Origin of the sequence: Micromonospora luteifusca, assembly GCF_016907275.1 — a bacterium.
Classification (GTDB): Bacteria; Actinomycetota; Actinomycetes; order Mycobacteriales; family Micromonosporaceae; genus Micromonospora; species Micromonospora luteifusca.
This window is the reverse complement of the sequence record NZ_JAFBBP010000001.1, coordinates 2,972,080-2,987,455: the sequence shown is the minus strand read 5'-3', so window position 1 is coordinate 2,987,455 and position 15,376 is coordinate 2,972,080. Positions and strand designations below refer to the sequence as shown.

The window sequence follows — 15,376 nt, the reverse complement described above, 5'->3', positions numbered from 1 at the left end:
TCGTGTTCAGGCCACCGGCGTGGTGGGGGCGCGAGGTCCGAAAGGCGCACGACTTTGTCGGAGGGTTCCGGCAGAGTGTCAGGGGTGACTGCCGATATCACCCCTGACAAGGCACCGGCTCGCGCCTGGCTGCCGGGCTTCCTGGCCCTCGCCGCGATCTGGGGTTCCAGCTTCCTGTTCATCAAGATCGGGGTGGCCGAGTTGCACCCGGTCCAGCTCACCCTCTACCGGGTGGTCGCCGGCGCGCTCACCCTGCTGGTCGTCCTCGCCGTGCTACGCGACCGGCTGCCCCGCGAGCCCCGGGTCTGGGCGCACCTGACTGTCGTCGCCGCGTTCGGCGTGGCCGTTCCGTTCACCCTGTTCGGCTACGGCGAGCAGCGGGTCGAGTCGATGCTTGCTGGCATCTGGAACGCGACCACGCCTCTGATCGTGCTGCCGTTGGCGGTGCTGGTCTTCCGCACCGAGCGGTTGACCGTGCGCCGCGCGGTCGGGCTCGGGCTGGGCTTCCTCGGGGTGCTGGTCGTGTTGGGAGTCTGGGAGGGCATCGGCGGGGCGCACTTCACCGGGCAGTTGATGTGCTTCGGCGCGGCTGCCTGCTACGGCGTTGCCATTCCGTACCAGAAGAAATTCGTCGCCGGCAGCGCGTACTCCGGCCTGTCGCTCTCCGCCGCGCAACTGCTGCTCGCCGCCGGGCAGCTGGCCATCGTCACCCCGTTCGTCGCCGGCCTGCCGCCGCTGCCCACCGAGTTGTCGCCGGGGGTGGTGGCCAGCGTGCTGACCCTCGGCGCGCTCGGCACGGGGCTTGCCTTCGTCATCAACATGCGCAACATCCGGTTGGCTGGCGCGAGCACCGCGTCCACCGTCACGTACCTGATCCCGATCTTCGCGGTGCTGATCGGAGCCGTGGCGCTCGACGAGCGACTCAACTGGCACCAACCGGTCGGTGCGCTCATCGTGCTGCTGGGGGTCGCGGTCGCGCAGGGTCTGTTCGGCCGTCGGAAGGTCCGCCCGGTGGTCGGGGTCGGAGCCCCCACCGCACCCGCCGCCGAGCCCGCCAGCCGCTGACAGCCGGGTCGTTCAGCCCCGGTCGCGCGTCCATTGCACCAGTTGCTCCGCCGACCAGGTGTTGATCACCCGGTCGGCGGGGACGCCGCAGCGTGCGGCCCGCTCGCAGCCGAACCGCTGCCAGTCGAGTTGGCCGGGCGCGTGCGCGTCCGTGTCGATGGCGAACCGGCAGCCGGCCTCCAGTGCGCGGCGGATCAGGCGCTTCGGCGGATCCTGCCGCTCCGGCCGGGAGTTGATCTCGACGGCGGTGTCGTGCTCGGCGCAGGCGGCGAAGACAGCGTCCGCGTCGAAGTCGCTCTCCGCCCGGGTCCGGGCGCGGTGCCCCCGGTCACCCGGACCGGTCACCCCGGCCGGGCGGGACGACACCATCCGGCCGGTGACGTGGCCGAGGATGTCCAGGTGCGGATTGGCGACCGCGGTCACCATCCGTCGGGTCATCTTCGACCGCTCGTCCTTCAGGCCGCTGTGCACCGACCCGACCACCACGTCCAGCCGGGCCAGCAGGTCATCGTCCTGATCCAACGAGCCGTCGGCGAGGATGTCCACCTCGATCCCCGTGAGGATCCGGAAACCCTCCGGCAGGGCGGCGTTGACCTGCGCCACATGGTCGAGCTGCCGGCGTAGGCGTTCCGCGGTCAGTCCTCGGGCCACCGTCAGCCGGGGCGAGTGGTCGGTCAGCACCATGTACTCGTGGCCCAACTCCACCGCCGCCAGCGCCATCTCCTCGATTGGCGAGCCACCGTCGGACCAGTCCGAGTGGGTGTGGCAGTCGCCCCGCAGGGCGGCGCGCAGCGCCGTCGCCTCGGCGTCCAGATCGCTGCCCTCGGTCGCCACCAGCCGGCGCAGGTAGACCGGCTCCTCACCGGCCAGCGACTCCGCCACGCAGCGGGCCGTGACGTCACCGACCCCGGCCAGCTTGGTGAGCGTGCCGTTGCCGGCCCGCTCGGCCACCTCCTCAGCCGGCAGGCCGGCCAACGCCTTCGCCGCCGACCGGAACGCGCGTACCCGATAGGTGGCCTCGTTCGCCCGTTCCAACAGGAACGCGATCCGGCGCAGGTCGGCGATGGGATCCCGGGCGCTCGTCACGTCAGGGAGCCTTCGGGCAGCCGTTTTTGCGTTGCCACGCGACGACCTCGGTGGCCGGTTCCCGATTGCCGCCACTCCGCCAGGAATCCAGGTAACGCGCCGGCCAGAGCACCCCGCGTCGGATCCACCAGCCGTCCTTGCCCGGACACGGCGGCGAGATGCCGAAGTGCACATGGCAGACGTTGTTGGCGTTGCCGGTGCGTCCCACCTTGCCGAGCTGCTGCCCGGCGCGGACGCGGACCCCGGCGTCGACACCGCTGGACACGACGCTCAGGTGCGAGCCGTAGTAACGCACCCCGTCGTCGCCGAGCAGGGAGACCGACAGGCCGCCGTTCTCCGGGCCCTGCGGTCCACGCTTCGTGTACCTGTCGACGCGACTCACCTCCAGCACCTTCCCGTCGGTCACCGCGACGAACGACTCACCGCAATCGGCGAAAAGATCCGTGGCCGGGTATGCCCCGTGCGTGGGGTGATAGTCCACGTTGTCGGCGCGTACCGGAAAGACATGCCGCAGCCCGGCGCGGGGTGCCGGCGCCGACGGTCTGGCCGACGACGGCGCGGGGCGGGCCGGGACGACCGGCGGTGCGGCCGACGGCGACACCGGCTGGTCGGCGGTCGCCCAGACCGCCGGCGCCGTCGGTGCGGTGCCGTCGGCCGGCACGCCAGGCCGGGTGGTCGCGCAGCCGGCGGCCAGGACCGGGGCGAGCAGCAGCAGGATCGGGTACGCCGGACGCACCCGGCGGCTGATCGTCGGCGAGGGCATCCGGTCATCCTGGCAGAGCCGGTACCGTGAGCACGAGTGGCGCGCGTGAGGGAGGGCAGCGACGGTGAGCATTGCCCGACCCGACCCTGGCCCGGATCCCGGTGCCGCCGCACGCTCGATGGGGCGTATCCCCTCGGGGCTCTTTCCCGCCGGGCCCCCGTCCCGGCCCACCTACCGTGAGCCGCACCCGGTCACCGGCGGTGGTGTCGCCGCAGGTGGTGGCGCGGCGGCCACCTGGCTGCTGCTGTTCGGCCTGCTTGGCACCGATGTGACCAGCTACGCGTGGTGGACGGTGGTGGCCGGCCTGCTGGCGTGGACGACTGCCCTGGTGCTGGTCCGCTACGGCGACCGCGGGGTTGCCACCGGCGTCGCCATCGTCACGGCGGGTGGCTGGAGCATCGCCGCCGCCGTGGTGGCGGTCCGCTGGGCCACCAGTGGTGACTGGCCGCTGTGGTGATCTGCCGCTGAGACGGCCGGGACGGGCCCCGAGACGGCTGCCGGTGACTGCGCCGAGTGCCCGGTTGGCTGCGTAGCGAACGCCGTCTTGACGTGGCCGCCGAGACTCGGCACGCTCGGCACTATGGCCTGGACCACCCCGCGACAGGACCCCGATCGCTGCCGCCGCCGCCTGCAGTTGCTGGCCGAGTTGGCGGGTGCCCGCGCGGTCCGCCAGCGCAGCCGACCCCAGCGGCAGCGCACCGAGCGGCTGCGCCAGCTCATTGCGACCCGCCGTCGGGTAGCCAGCTGACCCGACTTTGTCAGGAATGACCGACCCTTCGGGGCGTTGACGAGTCGCCTGCCGACCCGACCGGCTAACGTGCACGCGTAACGAGTCGACGCTGTGTCGAGGGCTATTGGGGGGACCGTGTCGTACTTCGCTGCGGCCGTTGTGCGCGACGACAGTGGCTGGACCGCCGCCGAGGTCAGCCTGCGTGGCGCCACTGACATCGACGAGGTCGCGGACCGGCTGCGTGACGTCGACCAGGAGGCCGACGTGTCGCTGCTCTTCGTCGAGGCCGACGACGCCTATCTGGTGGTGCTGCGTCTCGACGAGGGCGAGGACCTGCGGGTGTTCGGTTCGGACTCCGCGTACGCCGAGGAGTCTCAGCTGGGTTCGCTGCTGGTCGGTGACCTGAAGACGTCGGTCACCGGGCTCGACGGCGACGAGGAGCCACGCGCGGCGACCACCGGTGACGAGGAGAGCGAGCAGCCCGTCGTCGACCCGGAAGCCGACCCGGTCGGCGACGCCGACCTGCTGGCCAACCTGGGCATCTCCGCGCAGAAGCTGCTGACCCTCTGCACGCACGAGGGGATGCTGCCGGCGGACGTCACCGCCGAGATCTGCCAGGTGCTCGGCTGTGCCGACGAGGTCGAGGAGTTGCGTGAGGTCTGAGCCGGCCGACGCCACCGACCCGGCGCTGGAAGGGCTCCGGCCGGGGCAGCCGACCCCTGGTGCGGTCGAGCGGGCCGGGCCCGGCGCCCACGAGAGCTTCGCTGACCTGGGTGAGGTCGGCCGGCGGCAGCGGCACGAGTCCTGGATGCGCCGCGCGCTGGAGGTCGCCGTCACCGGCCCACCCGTCGACGACACGGACGCCACCGACGTCGACGACGTGCCGGTGGGTGCGGTTCTCTACGGGCCGGACGGCGCCGAGTTGGCCATCGGGCGCAACGAGCGGGAACTGACCGGTGACCCCACCGCTCACGCCGAGGTGCTGGCCCTGCGGCGGGGTGCCGAACGGACCGGCCGGTGGCGGCTCGACGGCTGCACCCTGGTGGTCACCCTCGAACCGTGCACCATGTGCGCGGGGGCCCTGGTGCTCGCCCGGGTCTCCACCGTCGTGTTCGGCGCGTGGGAGCCCAAGACCGGCGCGGCCGGATCGCTCTGGGACGTGCTGCGCGACCGCCGGCTCAACCACCGCCCCGAGGTCTACGGCGGGGTGCTGGAAGCAGAGACCGCAGCGGTTCTGCGCGCCTTCTTCCGCTGACCCGCCGGGGCGAACTCAGGTCGGGCCTCCTTCGGGTGCGTCTGTTGTCGCCAGGACAGCGGACGCACCCGTTGGCGTCGCCGGAGCGCGTCAGGCGGTGGGGCGGAGCAGGGTGCTGGCCACCGCCCGGGCAGCCTCCGTCCACGGCGTGGGCCGCAGCGTCGCCGGGTCGAGGCGGACGATCGCCCGCCGTCCCTCGGCGTGCACCGTGTCGCCATCGAGGGAGCGGAACTGGAAGGCGTACTCAGCGCTGCTGGTGCCGAAGTGTTCGAGCCAGAAGTGCACCGCCACCGGGCCGGTGGTGGCGATCGGCGCCCGGAAGGTGATGGTGAACTCGCGGACCGCGTGGAACAGGTCAGGCGGGGTGGCGCTGCCCCGGTAGGCCAGCCCGCGCTCGGTCCAGTACGGCGTCAGGGCCCGTTCCAGCAGCACCGCGTACCGCGCGTTGTGCAGGATGCCCATCGCGTCGAGGTCGTCGAAGTGCACCGTGACGTGCTCGACGTGCCCGAACTGGACGGTGGGCTGGTCGGCGACGGCGTTGGTCATGAGGGGCCTTCCGTTAACAGGGTCGGTCGGGGGCAGAGCGCCCGCAGGCGGTCCAACAGGCCGGCGCGGGCGTACCGGTAGGTGGCGTCCGGGTCGAGCAGCCGGGAGTTCATCGCGGCTGCCATCCCGAGCGCGTCGATTTCGTACGCCAGCTGCGGGACGCTCAGGTCGGCGGTGAGTTCGCCGGCGTCGACCGCCTGCTGGACGAGGCGTTCGAGGTACGCAATCCACTGGCTGTGCGCCTCGGCGAGCCGGTCTCGTACCGGGCCGGGGCGGGCGTTGAACTCGAACTGGGTGTTGGCGAAGAAGCAGCCGCCGGGCAGCACCCGGGTGGCGTAGAAGTCGAGCCGCGCGTCATGCAGGGCGCGGAGCCGCCGCACGCCCCGCGGGGCGAGGTGCGCCGGCGCGACGATCCGCTCCTGCCAGAGCGTCACGGCACGGTCGATCGCGGCGAGCTGTAGCGCCTCCTTCGACCGCCAGTGCGCGAAGAGGCCCGACTTGCTCACCCCGAGCGTGTCGGCGAGCTGGGCGAGGCTGAGCCCGTCCAGGCCGGCCTGGGTGGCGAGCGCAACGGCCGCGTCCAGCGCGGCGTTCCGGGTGCGTTCGCCCCGGGCGAGGCGTCCGTCGACGGTCATGCGGACACGGTAACGAACCAGCACGACCGGTCGTATTGTTTTATCGGGTGACCGTCGTCACCCGACCCTGCCCCGACAGCACGCCGCCCCGCCGTCCGGACGGACGACGGGGCGGCGGCGTACGACGAAGGGTCAGGCGATGATCGTGTCGAGAGCGATCTCGACCATCTGGCTGAAGGTCTGCTCCCTCTCCTCCGACGTGGTCTTCTCGCCGGTCTTGATGTGGTCGCTGACGGTCAGCACGGTCAGCGCACGGGCCTTGAACCGCGCGGCGATCGTGTAGAGCGCCGCCGACTCCATCTCCACCGCCAGCACCCCATAGTCGGCGAGGGTGTCGTAGAGGTCCGGCCGGTCGGTGTAGAAGGCGTCCGCCGCCAGAATCGGCCCGACATGCATGGTGATGCCGCGCCGCTCGGCCACCTCCACCGACGTACGCAGCAGCCCGAAATCGGCCACCGGCGCGTAGTCGATCAACCCGTCGAAGCGCATCCGGTTCATGTTCGAGTCGGTGGACGACCCGATCGCGGCGACCACGTCGCGCAGCTGGAGGTCGGTGCTGAGGGCACCGCAGGAACCGACCCGGATCAGCGTCTTCACGCCGTACTCGTTGATCAGCTCGTGGGCGTAGATGGAGGCGGACGGCATACCCATGCCGGAGCCCTGGACCGAGACCTCGACGCCGTTCCAACGGCCGGTGAAGCCCAGCATGCCCCGAACCGTCGAGTAGCAGGTGGCGCCCTCGAGGTAGGTTTCCGCGATCCACTTGGCCCGCAGTGGGTCGCCCGGCATCAGGACCCGCTCGGCGATCTCGCCCGGCTTCGCGCCGATGTGCGTACTCATGGCAAAGATCCTGCCAGGCCGGCCCGGGCGATACCGGTTCGGCGTCGGAACCAGCGGTCCTGTACCCTCGTCGGCGGTGGCGTGTCCGAGCGGCCTAAGGAGCACGCCTCGAAAGCGTGTGAGGGTTAACGCCCTCCGAGGGTTCAAATCCCTCCGCCACCGCTCATGAAACGCAGAAACGCCCGGTCGATCCGCGAGGATCGACCGGGCGTTTCTGCTTGTGGTCTCAATTTCTCAGTTCCTGCTCAGGAGGCCGCTTCTGGGTCCTCTGTCGCGCTGTCCCAGAGCAGCCCGCCGACGCGCTGGGCGATGTCCCGACGGACCTGGGCGGTCAGGTGTTGGTACCGGGTGGCAACGGCCGAGGTCGCGGAGCGGGACGCCATGTCCAGAAGGAGGACCGGGTGCGGACGAGGGCCCGGGAGCCAACATGCCCTATCGCCGCGATCCGCCATCATCCGCCACCCCTCTCTCCCTGATCGACAAGATGCATGGCTGACATTGAACGTTGTGGACGACGGACCAGGACCAGTTCCGCCTGATCCTGCCCATGGGCGGGGCGCCCACTCCCGGGACCGGGGTGCCGCCCTTCTGGTCGTGGATCTGACAGGACGAGACGAAGTCTTGCCTCCAGAGCGCATAGTGTGCTTGTGCGAGCGAAGTGGCCCGTTGAGGGATGGGACAACCAGGAAGCTTCTGGTTCTGCCGGACGGTCCGAAGCGCCTGATATCTGGGCTTGGCGGCGTTGGTCGGGATCTGGCAATAACCTTGCCGTGATAAAGGCGAGGGACTCGGTAACCGTGTTCGACTACGTCTGCGCAATCAACGCCACAACAATCGTGCTCGACATCGAACCGTGGTTGATCCACTGGACCGCGCCGTCCGATGGGTTAGCACAGCGGTTAGCGGACTTCAGACGGCTGGCACCAGAGTGCAGTGCCGTCGTGCTCTGTACCAACTCGAGAAGGTTCAAAAACGCAGCAATCGCCACCGCATACGTTGGTCGGGCTCGAAAACCCTGGACTAGTCGCCGCCGGATAGGTCCTCTCGGCGATCGCCCTGTCGTAGTCGGCGATTCGCTGCTACTCGACGGACTGTTGGCCCGAAGGTTGCGAGCAGCCTTCGTGTGGCTGCAGTGGGAAGGGGATACGCCGATCTGGCCACGCCTGATCCACGCCGTGGGTCGCATCCTCGGATCCGTACTGCTCACCGCCGGCACCCGACCCTGAGAGGTTCCTGTGCCCGATGCACCCGTGCCTCCTCCTCGCCTGCCTGGCACATCCGTGCCTGAGGCAACCGCGCCTGAGGGGAAGTATCTCGAATCGCTCCTCGTTGACTATCAACAAGGTCGAGACGAGGAACGCCACTTCTCCATCCTCCAAGGCACCGTCCTGACCCTCTGCCTCGGGGCACTATCGTTGCTAGGCGCCCTTGTGAACGAGGTAGCAAAGGGCACGAAGATTGCTTCAGCTGTCCTCGTAACAGCCCCGCTGCCCGTCATCGCCATCCTGGCGTTCCTCCAGGCCGCAGGGACAATGGCCGTCATGAGAAGTTTCTATCTCCGGGCCCTGGAGAGGGAGATTCGCCAGCGGCTGGGAGCCGTCAAAGATCTCGCAGCGTATAAGGGGCTGAAGCCGTTCACATATATTGAACTCCTTAACACTTATAACAGCCTCAGCGCAAGGGGGGGCAGGACGTCATCCTTCCAGCAAGTCATGGCCGTGATGGTCTTCGTGATTCTCTGCCTGGTCTTTGGTGGTCTGACCATTTTCCTCGGCCTCAATGTTCCGTTGCCATGGCGACTGGTCATGTTGCTCGTATACGGGGCGGCCGCAATCGCCATTTTTTCGGAAACGATAAGGTCCAACCTTGGCGGCAGGAAGATATTCAAGCGCTACGTCGAGGCGACGGCATCAAGGCTGGCTAAGGACCTCTATCCAACGGAGATTGGCGGCAAGAGAGCCCACCTTGGACGTTTGGGCACATATCTGGCGCTGCCCCGGCCCGACGATTTGGCGAAGGCTATATACGTAGTCATGGGAGCCTTCTTCGGGTGGTTGGCGGTTTCGAGTAACGCAGGGCCCCCCGCGCGCGCGTACGGACCGAGTCTGCCCGAAATCGCGATGTTCGTTGTAGGCGTCGAACTGCTGGTATACCAGTCGCGCTACCAATGGAATGACATACGCGGAGTATACGAGGACCGGAGCGCGCCGCTTGCGAAGGCCAGACGGCGACTTGCTGGTGACGAAAGCACGATCAACACCAGTGTGAAGTATTCCCTGATCATCATGCTTGTACGCCTTTACCTCGTCTTGTGGATCATCTCCTTGCATTGGAGTCCCGCCCCTCGTTTTTCGTTCAGTGACCAAATTCTGCTCATCAGCATTCCGGCGATCTACATCCTCGCTGTTCTGTACGAGTGGGTGCGCGCGCGCATGCGGCGCTCCGAGGAGAGTGGCACGCGCGATTTCAGATGGCTTCTCCTGTTGGTGAGCCTGGGCTACCCCCTCAGATTCGGCCTGGGCTGGGCCGCCGTCGGAGGGCCGATACTGAGCACGAATTTTGTCCTGGCGGTCATCGCTTTCGCCGGACTGGGCCTCGGGGTCGTCACTCTCACGTGGGTGCTTGAGGGCGCGAGCTACATAACTTCGGCGGTGGTCGACGGGCCGGATCGCCGGTATACAGCGGCGGACGCGATACGAAGGAAGCCTCACTTGCTGAAGCTGCTAGAGGTCTCTGGCGCTCGAACTCGCGTACAAGAGCCGCTTGCCGGGCATGAAGTTGACGGCGCGGACCTGAAGCTTCTTCAAGAGGTCCGATGGTCTATGCCTTCTGCTTGGCGGCTGGGGGCAGCCCTGTGGGTGCTCTGCATAAGCGTCGCGGCAGGATCGCTCGTCGGCCTTCCCCCGCTCGTGCCGTGGCAGTGGGGACTTATAGCGGCCGCGGCCGTCCTTCTCCCGCTCCATCAGAGGGGTGGGATCCTGCCGTTCCTGATCTCGGGCGTGGTTCTGCTCTCGGGATTTTCGCTCACCATCGCGTCACATTGGTCAGGAGTCGCCGAGGGAGATTTGCTGCTGTACCAACTGCTCGCGGTAGCTGTGCTCTGCCTTATCCAGCCGGTCTTCTACCTGTTCTTCTACGCCTCTTCATATCGGGATACGAGAGATGGGGCGTATCGTTTAACAGAAGGGATCGGTAAGCAGGCAGCTGAGGCGGGTAGATGGTTCATCGGGGCAAGATCGACATAGCGGCGAGCCATGGGCACCCCAGCCAGGGCCCTCGGCTGGTGCAAACGTCGACAGCAGCGCTGACACCATCGCCATGGGCGGGTCGGAATCGCACTTTCTGGTAGTGATCCTCGCCCGGCTGATCCTGACTCCGTCGGGGGAAAGCTCGTCTGCAGCCTGGCCGGGGAAGTCGATGTGCTCCAGGAGCGGGCTGGAGGCCGAGCAGCCCAGCGAGCAGCCAAACCGGTGAGCAGCAGCGGACGAGCACGGACGCCGGCAACCACGTCGAGCACAGGACCACACGGCTGACCAGCCCTGGAACTCCCGGGCCAATCGCACGCTCAACGGCATCCCACAAGCCGACAGGGCTACCCCCCGGTGGCGTGCCTGCCCGCCCCGGATTTTACGTCTGGCCACCGAGGGCGACCTTTAGATCAGAATGATCGGGGGACTCCCGCCTTCGTCTCACTTGTCGTCTCGTTCGTTAGCGTGCGGGGGCGGCTGTGGACGGACGGCCGGTCGCGTTGGCCTAGGTTGCGAACCGGCCCGACCAAGCGCGTATGGGGCTGAGCAGACTTGGAAAGCGTGCCTGGGCGCTGCTCACGCCGGCCCTGGCCCTGCTGGTCTCAGTTGTGGTCTCTTTCATCAACATACGAGGCCGTCCGTTGGAGGCCGGACCAGGTTTCCCGCCCTGCTCATGGCCCCAGCCGGTTGAGGCTGAACGTCGTGTCGCAGACCTCGAAAGCGTGTGAGGGTTAACGCCCTCCGACGGTTCAAATCCCTCCGCCACCGCTCATGAAACGCAGAAACGCCCGGTCTATCCGCGAGGATCGACCGGGCGTTTCTGCTTGTGGTCTCAATTTCTCAGTTCCTGCTCAGGAGGCCGCTTCTGGGTCCTCTGTCGCGCTGTCCCAGAGCAGCCCGCCGGCGTCCCAGCGTCCAGGTCGACATCCGACCAGCGCAAGCCGAGCGCCTCCCCTTGACGCAGGCCGAGGGCGAGCGCAACCGCCCAACGAGCGCTGTTGCGCGGTCCGCGGGTGGCAGCCATAAGTCGTTGCACCTCCGCGACCGAGTACGGCTCAATTTCGCTCTCGGGCAGGCGGGGGGCTTGGCGAGGACGGCCGGATTCTTTGTCAGGTGCCCGCGGCGTACCGCCTCGTTGAGAGCGGTCCGGAACGTGCGATGGGCCTGGTGGGCGGTTGCCGGGGCGCTGCCGTTCTCCTGCATCCGTCGGTAGAAGCGCTCCAGCGCTCCATGGAACCTGTATCGAGTCCGACAGTTCGCCGCCTTTCTTTCTGGGCCGTAGGTGCTGGTTAGGGTCCCGTTCACGCTTCTCGAAGATGATCAACGAGTCCGCAGTCAGCCCGGAGAGCAGAGGACTCCACCCCCATGCCAGAGAGCCCATCCCGATTCACCCGTCGACGACTTCTCGGGAGCGGGGCTGCTGCCGCCGCCCTTGGTGCTGCGTCGTTGGCGCTGCCGCCGAACGTGCAGAAGGCGCTTGCCAAGCCGCCGACGACCTCCGGTCGTCTCAGCGACATCAAGCACGTCGTGATGTTGATGCAGGAGAACCGCAGCTTCGACCACTACTTCGGCACGATGTCGGGCGTCCGCGGCTTCGACGACCCGAATGCGCTGATCCTGGGGAACGGCCGTTCCGTCTTCCACCAGCCCTGGGATGGTCACCCGGACGGTTACGTGCTGCCGTTCCACCTTGACACCAAGAAGCTCGCCGGCCACGCGCTGCCCTCTACCGACCACGGCTGGCAGGGCCAGCACGAGGCGTGGAACGGCGGCAAGATGGACAACTGGATCCCGGCGCACATTCCGAGCGACGGCGAGAACGCTCCGTTCACCATGGGCTACCTGACCCGTGAGGACATCCCGTTCCACTACGCACTGGCTGAGTCCTTCACCATCCTGGACCACTACCACTGCTCGGTGATCGGCCCGACCGGCCCGAACCGGCACATGTGGATGTCGGGCACGATCGATGTCGACGGTCTGGCCGGCGGCCCCTCGCTGACCACCGGTGGTCCGGCCAACCAGTTCTCCTGGAAGACCTACCCGAAGCGACTCAGCGAAGCGGGCGTGAGCTGGAAGGTCTACCGCCAGCCCGGCGGTCTCACCGGATCGTCCGCGATCAGCAAGTTCACCGACTTCGCCCAGGCCCAGTCCGGCGACGGCTTCTACGAGAACGGCGTGGCGACCCAGCCCCTGGGTCAGTTCGAGTACGACTGCCTGAACGACTCGCTGCCGACGGTCAGCTGGATCCTGCCACCGTCCGGTTACGACGAGCACCCCTCCACCCCAGGCTCGGCCGCGGCCGGTGCGCAGTTCATCGCGGGCAAGATCGACGCCATCGCGTCGAACCCCGAGGTGTGGGCCAAGACCGTCTTCATCCTGTCCTACGACGAGAACGACGGCCTCTTCGACCACGTCGTTCCGCCGACCCCGCCGGCTGGCACCCCGGACGAGTTCGTCTTCAAGACCTCCAACACTGGTGAGCAGGGCCGGGGATGGCCCAACGGCCTCGGTTACCGCGTGCCGTGCATCATCGTGTCGCCATGGACCGCGGGCGGCTACGTCTGCTCCGAGGTCTCCGACCACACCTCGCAGTTGCAGTTCCTGGAGCACATCACCGGGGTCAAGGAGACCAACATCAGCGCGTGGCGCCGGGAAACCTGTGGTGACCTGACCGCGGCGTTCCGGTTCAACAAGCGGCGGGCCGAGGCCCCGACGATGCCGGACACTGTGGGCGACTACAACTTCACCCAGTACGCGATCAAGAACCTGCCGATGCCGGAAGGGCCACCGGCGAAGCAGCAGATGCCCAAGCAGGAGAAGGGCAACCGGCCTCACGTCGGCTGACACCTACCGAGGCTCTTCGAAGGTCCGGCCGGGAAGCACTTCCCGGCCGGGCCTTCACCCTCTACGAGGGCATCCGGTACACCAATCATCCAGACGACTTCGACTTGCCTGGCGCTACCTTCGCGGTGGGAGTGCCGATCGCGCCGGGCATTTGCCAGACGTTCGTTACCTCCTCCCGGCTGAAGTGTTGTGGTCTCCTTCATCAACGTTCGAGACCGTCCATCGGAGGTCGGACCAGGTTTCCCGCCCTGCTCATGGCCCTAGTCGGTTGTAGCTGACCGTCGTGTCGCAGACCTCGAAAGCCCCGTCGCGAATCAGTACGGGCAACAAGGCCGCAACGGCGGGCGTTTTGTCGCTGTCATTTGTGGTCATCAAGGAATGTGGAGATGTTGGCGCGGACCGGGTAATTCGGCAGGGGTGCCGGCTTGTCTTGAAGGAACGCGGTGATGACGGCGGCGGCCCGTTCGTTGTTGTCATCGAGGCCGTTCCACATGTGGTGTCCGACGCCAGGCATGTACTGGGTGCGCTGGATGGCGGGGTCGTTGTCAAGAACGGTGGTCGCCCATTGACGGATCTGTGCGGAGCACTCAGCAATCATCAGCATTGCCGGGGTGCGGGAGAGCCTGAGCTGCGGGGCAATGGAGGGCGAGTCCTTGATCGTCTGCTGGATGTTCAGGCTCGCGGCGGCGCTGAAGGAGAAGTTCTGCGCCGTGTCCTCAGTGGGGATGCGGTGCGCGTCCCGCGCGCAGTAGCCGGACGCGGTGTCGCTGCCCAGATCGGCGGCCGTGAAGGCGTTAGCGCCTTCGGCCTGTCCGATCAGGGCGGTGTCGGGTGAGAGGAGCCCGAGGCGCATGAGGCCGAATGCGACCCCATACCTGGGGACATATGTCGATCGTGGTCCGCTCATGGCCGGTGCGAGGCCGCGTGCGGACGGTCGCCCCTGTTGCCCGTTGATCCGCGCGGTGGGGCCGTCCATCGGGCCAGGCTCGCCAATGATCGCTCGGTGCATGTTTGCGGCGACGCCCGGGTCGGCCAGGGCTCGGGTGAGCACGACCGCGCCTGAGGAGAATCCGAGGACGTCGGCCGGACCCTTGCCCAGGTGGTCGATGAAGGCGTCGAGGTCGCGGACCGACCTGGAGACGGTGTATTGGTCCATGGGCAGTAGGTCGCTTCGCCCGCCGCCGGCCTGCTCGTAGGCGTAGACGTCGTAGCCCTGCCGTGCCAGGAGTTGCAGGAACTGGTGGTCGAGCAGCGAGATGCTGCGGACGGGTCCGCCGTTGAGGTACACGAAGGGCGTCGCGTAAGCCGTGGCGTTGGGGGCGGGCGGGTAGTGGTAAACCGCGACCCGGCTCCCTGTGGCCAGGCTCCAATGCTGCGTTGCCACGAACGGGAGATCGGTCGGGTAGCGCCGCTGCGTGGGTACGGTCGGGATGCAGACCGACGCCGTCAGCGCCGAGGCGACGACCACCGGCAGGAGCCGCAAGAGTCGGATCGGCCACCTCTGGCGGCGGCCCCGCCACAGCGTCGCCACGGTCCCAACTCCGAGGGTCGTCAGCCATGCGGCGAGCCCCGAGCCTGCCCCGTCCGTCAGGACGATCAGTGCGAGAAACAGGACGAACAGTCCCACGACGATGGCCAGGGCCAGGCCCAGGCGACCGGCGAAGCGGGCAAGGCGGATGGAGGGTGGCATCACGGCAGCTCCGATAGTTTCCAAACGTTGTTTCCAAACGCTGTTTCGAAACAACGTATCAGGCAGGCCTAGGATGGTTGCCATGGGTAGGCCGAGGACGAACGACGACGCCGTGAGAGAGCGTCTTGTAGCGTCCGCGACAGAAATGTTCGCCACCCATCCACGAGACTCGATCACTGTTCGCGCCCTGGCTGCTGCCGCAGGGGCCGCGACCGCGGCGGTGTACTCGCTGTTCGGCAGCAAGGACGCGCTGATCGGTGAGGTACGCAACAGGGCGGTCGCCGGGTTGTTCCAGGACCTGTCGGCGGTGCCAACCTCCGACGAGCCCCTCGCCGACATCTACGCGCTCGCTGTCGCGTACCGGCAATGGGGGCGCGAGCACCGCCACCTCTACACGGTGTTGTTCGGTGGCGTGCAGTCCTTCGACCCGTCGGGCGTGGTCGGTACGGGCGACCCCGTCCGACCGCTCCTGGAGGCGATAGGTCGCGCCTTGTCGGCGTCCGCGCTTGTTGGCGATGCGACATCCATCGCCCTCTCGATCTGGGTGACCCTGCACGGACTCGTGACTCTCGAACTGGCCGGGGCGCTTGACGCAGCCACGGCCGAGTCCGCATTCCGATCGACAATTCTTGCTACTCTTCGCGGCTGGGCGACGACACCCCGTATCTAAA

General features: G+C 67.6%; 15 protein-coding genes, 1 tRNA gene and 1 pseudogene. 9 read left to right on the top strand and 8 right to left on the bottom strand.

Features of this window, described 5'->3' with window-relative positions; translation table 11 throughout:
* The first annotated feature begins 84 nt into the window (after nucleotides 1-84).
* A complete protein-coding gene (locus tag JOD64_RS13365) occupies nucleotides 85-1,065 on the top strand; it encodes a DMT family transporter (RefSeq protein WP_204942526.1) in 981 nt (326 codons plus the stop codon).
* Nucleotides 1,066-1,077: 12 nt separating this feature from the next.
* Here the strand turns inward: JOD64_RS13365 and JOD64_RS13360 are convergent, their stop codons facing one another.
* Entirely contained in the window at nucleotides 1,078-2,151 is a 1,074-nt protein-coding gene (locus tag JOD64_RS13360) for a PHP domain-containing protein (protein WP_204942525.1), read from the bottom strand.
* Between the two features lies 1 nt (nucleotide 2,152).
* Complete coding sequence (locus JOD64_RS13355; protein WP_204942524.1) at nucleotides 2,153-2,914, bottom strand: M23 family metallopeptidase; 762 nt, start codon at nucleotides 2,912-2,914, stop codon at nucleotides 2,153-2,155.
* A 118-nt stretch (nucleotides 2,915-3,032) separates the two neighbouring features.
* Between JOD64_RS13355 and JOD64_RS13350 the strand changes: the two genes are divergently transcribed.
* The 4 genes from JOD64_RS13350 to JOD64_RS13335 all read left to right on the top strand — a co-directional run bounded on the left by JOD64_RS13350 (nucleotide 3,033) and on the right by JOD64_RS13335 (nucleotide 4,899).
* Nucleotides 3,033-3,371, top strand: a complete 339-nt coding sequence (locus JOD64_RS13350; RefSeq protein WP_204946044.1) for a hypothetical protein — start codon at nucleotides 3,033-3,035, stop codon at nucleotides 3,369-3,371.
* Between the two features lie 123 nt (nucleotides 3,372-3,494).
* Entirely contained in the window at nucleotides 3,495-3,662 is a 168-nt protein-coding gene (locus JOD64_RS13345) for a hypothetical protein (RefSeq protein WP_204942523.1), read from the top strand.
* A gap of 117 nt (nucleotides 3,663-3,779) precedes the next feature.
* Nucleotides 3,780-4,307 carry a tRNA adenosine deaminase-associated protein gene (locus tag JOD64_RS13340; protein WP_204942522.1) on the top strand — a complete coding sequence of 176 codons (528 nt, stop codon included), beginning with the start codon at nucleotides 3,780-3,782 and terminating at the stop codon, nucleotides 4,305-4,307.
* 145 nt (nucleotides 4,308-4,452) lie between these two features.
* Entirely contained in the window at nucleotides 4,453-4,899 is a 447-nt protein-coding gene (locus JOD64_RS13335) for a nucleoside deaminase (protein ID WP_204946043.1), read from the top strand.
* Nucleotides 4,900-4,989: 90 nt separating this feature from the next.
* Here JOD64_RS13335 and JOD64_RS13330 read toward each other — a convergent pair whose 3' ends face one another.
* The 3 genes from JOD64_RS13330 to deoD all read right to left on the bottom strand — a co-directional run bounded on the left by JOD64_RS13330 (nucleotide 4,990) and on the right by deoD (nucleotide 6,920).
* Nucleotides 4,990-5,445: an acyl-CoA thioesterase gene (locus JOD64_RS13330; RefSeq protein ID WP_204942521.1), complete on the bottom strand. Its 456-nt coding sequence runs from the start codon at nucleotides 5,443-5,445 to the stop codon at nucleotides 4,990-4,992.
* On the bottom strand, nucleotides 5,442-6,080 hold the full coding sequence (locus JOD64_RS13325; RefSeq protein ID WP_204942520.1) for a TetR family transcriptional regulator C-terminal domain-containing protein: 639 nt from the start codon (nucleotides 6,078-6,080) through the stop codon (nucleotides 5,442-5,444). The genes JOD64_RS13330 and JOD64_RS13325 overlap by 4 nt, the downstream gene beginning before the upstream one ends.
* 132 nt (nucleotides 6,081-6,212) lie before the next feature.
* Nucleotides 6,213-6,920 (bottom strand): purine-nucleoside phosphorylase, encoded by a 708-nt coding sequence (deoD, locus tag JOD64_RS13320; RefSeq protein WP_074315244.1) that lies wholly within the window; start codon nucleotides 6,918-6,920, stop codon nucleotides 6,213-6,215.
* A gap of 75 nt (nucleotides 6,921-6,995) precedes the next feature.
* Here deoD and JOD64_RS13315 point away from each other — a divergent pair.
* Nucleotides 6,996-7,082: transfer RNA gene (locus JOD64_RS13315), tRNA-Ser, on the top strand.
* Between the two features lie 83 nt (nucleotides 7,083-7,165).
* Here JOD64_RS13315 and JOD64_RS13310 read toward each other — a convergent pair.
* Complete coding sequence (locus JOD64_RS13310; protein WP_204942519.1) at nucleotides 7,166-7,303, bottom strand: hypothetical protein; 138 nt, start codon at nucleotides 7,301-7,303, stop codon at nucleotides 7,166-7,168.
* Between the two features lie 897 nt (nucleotides 7,304-8,200).
* Between JOD64_RS13310 and JOD64_RS13305 the strand changes: the two genes are divergently transcribed.
* On the top strand, nucleotides 8,201-10,165 hold the full coding sequence (locus JOD64_RS13305) for a hypothetical protein (RefSeq protein ID WP_204942518.1): 1,965 nt from the start codon (nucleotides 8,201-8,203) through the stop codon (nucleotides 10,163-10,165).
* 907 nt (nucleotides 10,166-11,072) lie between these two features.
* Here JOD64_RS13305 and JOD64_RS13300 read toward each other — a convergent pair.
* Nucleotides 11,073-11,392: pseudogene (locus JOD64_RS13300) on the bottom strand (tyrosine-type recombinase/integrase); the annotation flags it as partial.
* Between the two features lie 222 nt (nucleotides 11,393-11,614).
* Between JOD64_RS13300 and JOD64_RS13295 the strand changes: the two are divergent.
* Nucleotides 11,615-13,015 carry an alkaline phosphatase family protein gene (locus JOD64_RS13295; RefSeq protein WP_239559500.1) on the top strand — a complete coding sequence of 467 codons (1,401 nt, stop codon included), beginning with the start codon at nucleotides 11,615-11,617 and terminating at the stop codon, nucleotides 13,013-13,015.
* Nucleotides 13,016-13,373: 358 nt separating this feature from the next.
* Here the strand turns inward: JOD64_RS13295 and JOD64_RS13290 are convergent, their stop codons facing one another.
* Nucleotides 13,374-14,705 (bottom strand): alpha/beta hydrolase, encoded by a 1,332-nt coding sequence (locus tag JOD64_RS13290; protein WP_204942516.1) that lies wholly within the window; start codon nucleotides 14,703-14,705, stop codon nucleotides 13,374-13,376.
* Here JOD64_RS13290 and JOD64_RS13285 point away from each other — a divergent pair.
* A complete protein-coding gene (locus tag JOD64_RS13285) occupies nucleotides 14,647-15,375 on the top strand; it encodes a TetR/AcrR family transcriptional regulator (RefSeq protein ID WP_307813371.1) in 729 nt (242 codons plus the stop codon). The genes JOD64_RS13290 and JOD64_RS13285 overlap by 59 nt on opposite strands.
* Nucleotide 15,376: the final 1 nt, after the last annotated feature.

What these genes read in the sequence shown, in the direction of transcription:
- JOD64_RS13330 (WP_204942521.1), bottom strand. Translation starts at nt 5,445, where the DNA reads ATGACCAACGCCGTCGCCGACCAGCCCACCGTCCAGTTCGGGCACGTC.
- JOD64_RS13290 (WP_204942516.1), bottom strand. Translation starts at nt 14,705, where the DNA reads ATGCCACCCTCCATCCGCCTTGCCCGCTTCGCCGGTCGCCTGGGCCTG.
- deoD (WP_074315244.1), bottom strand. Translation starts at nt 6,920, where the DNA reads ATGAGTACGCACATCGGCGCGAAGCCGGGCGAGATCGCCGAGCGGGTC.
- JOD64_RS13350 (WP_204946044.1), top strand. Translation starts at nt 3,033, where the DNA reads ATGGGGCGTATCCCCTCGGGGCTCTTTCCCGCCGGGCCCCCGTCCCGG.
- JOD64_RS13355 (WP_204942524.1), bottom strand. Translation starts at nt 2,914, where the DNA reads ATGCCCTCGCCGACGATCAGCCGCCGGGTGCGTCCGGCGTACCCGATC.
- JOD64_RS13310 (WP_204942519.1), bottom strand. Translation starts at nt 7,303, where the DNA reads ATGGCGTCCCGCTCCGCGACCTCGGCCGTTGCCACCCGGTACCAACAC.
- JOD64_RS13345 (WP_204942523.1), top strand. Translation starts at nt 3,495, where the DNA reads ATGGCCTGGACCACCCCGCGACAGGACCCCGATCGCTGCCGCCGCCGC.
- JOD64_RS13285 (WP_307813371.1), top strand. Translation starts at nt 14,647, where the DNA reads ATGGCCAGGGCCAGGCCCAGGCGACCGGCGAAGCGGGCAAGGCGGATG.
- JOD64_RS13325 (WP_204942520.1), bottom strand. Translation starts at nt 6,080, where the DNA reads ATGACCGTCGACGGACGCCTCGCCCGGGGCGAACGCACCCGGAACGCC.
- JOD64_RS13335 (WP_204946043.1), top strand. Translation starts at nt 4,453, where the DNA reads ATGCGCCGCGCGCTGGAGGTCGCCGTCACCGGCCCACCCGTCGACGAC.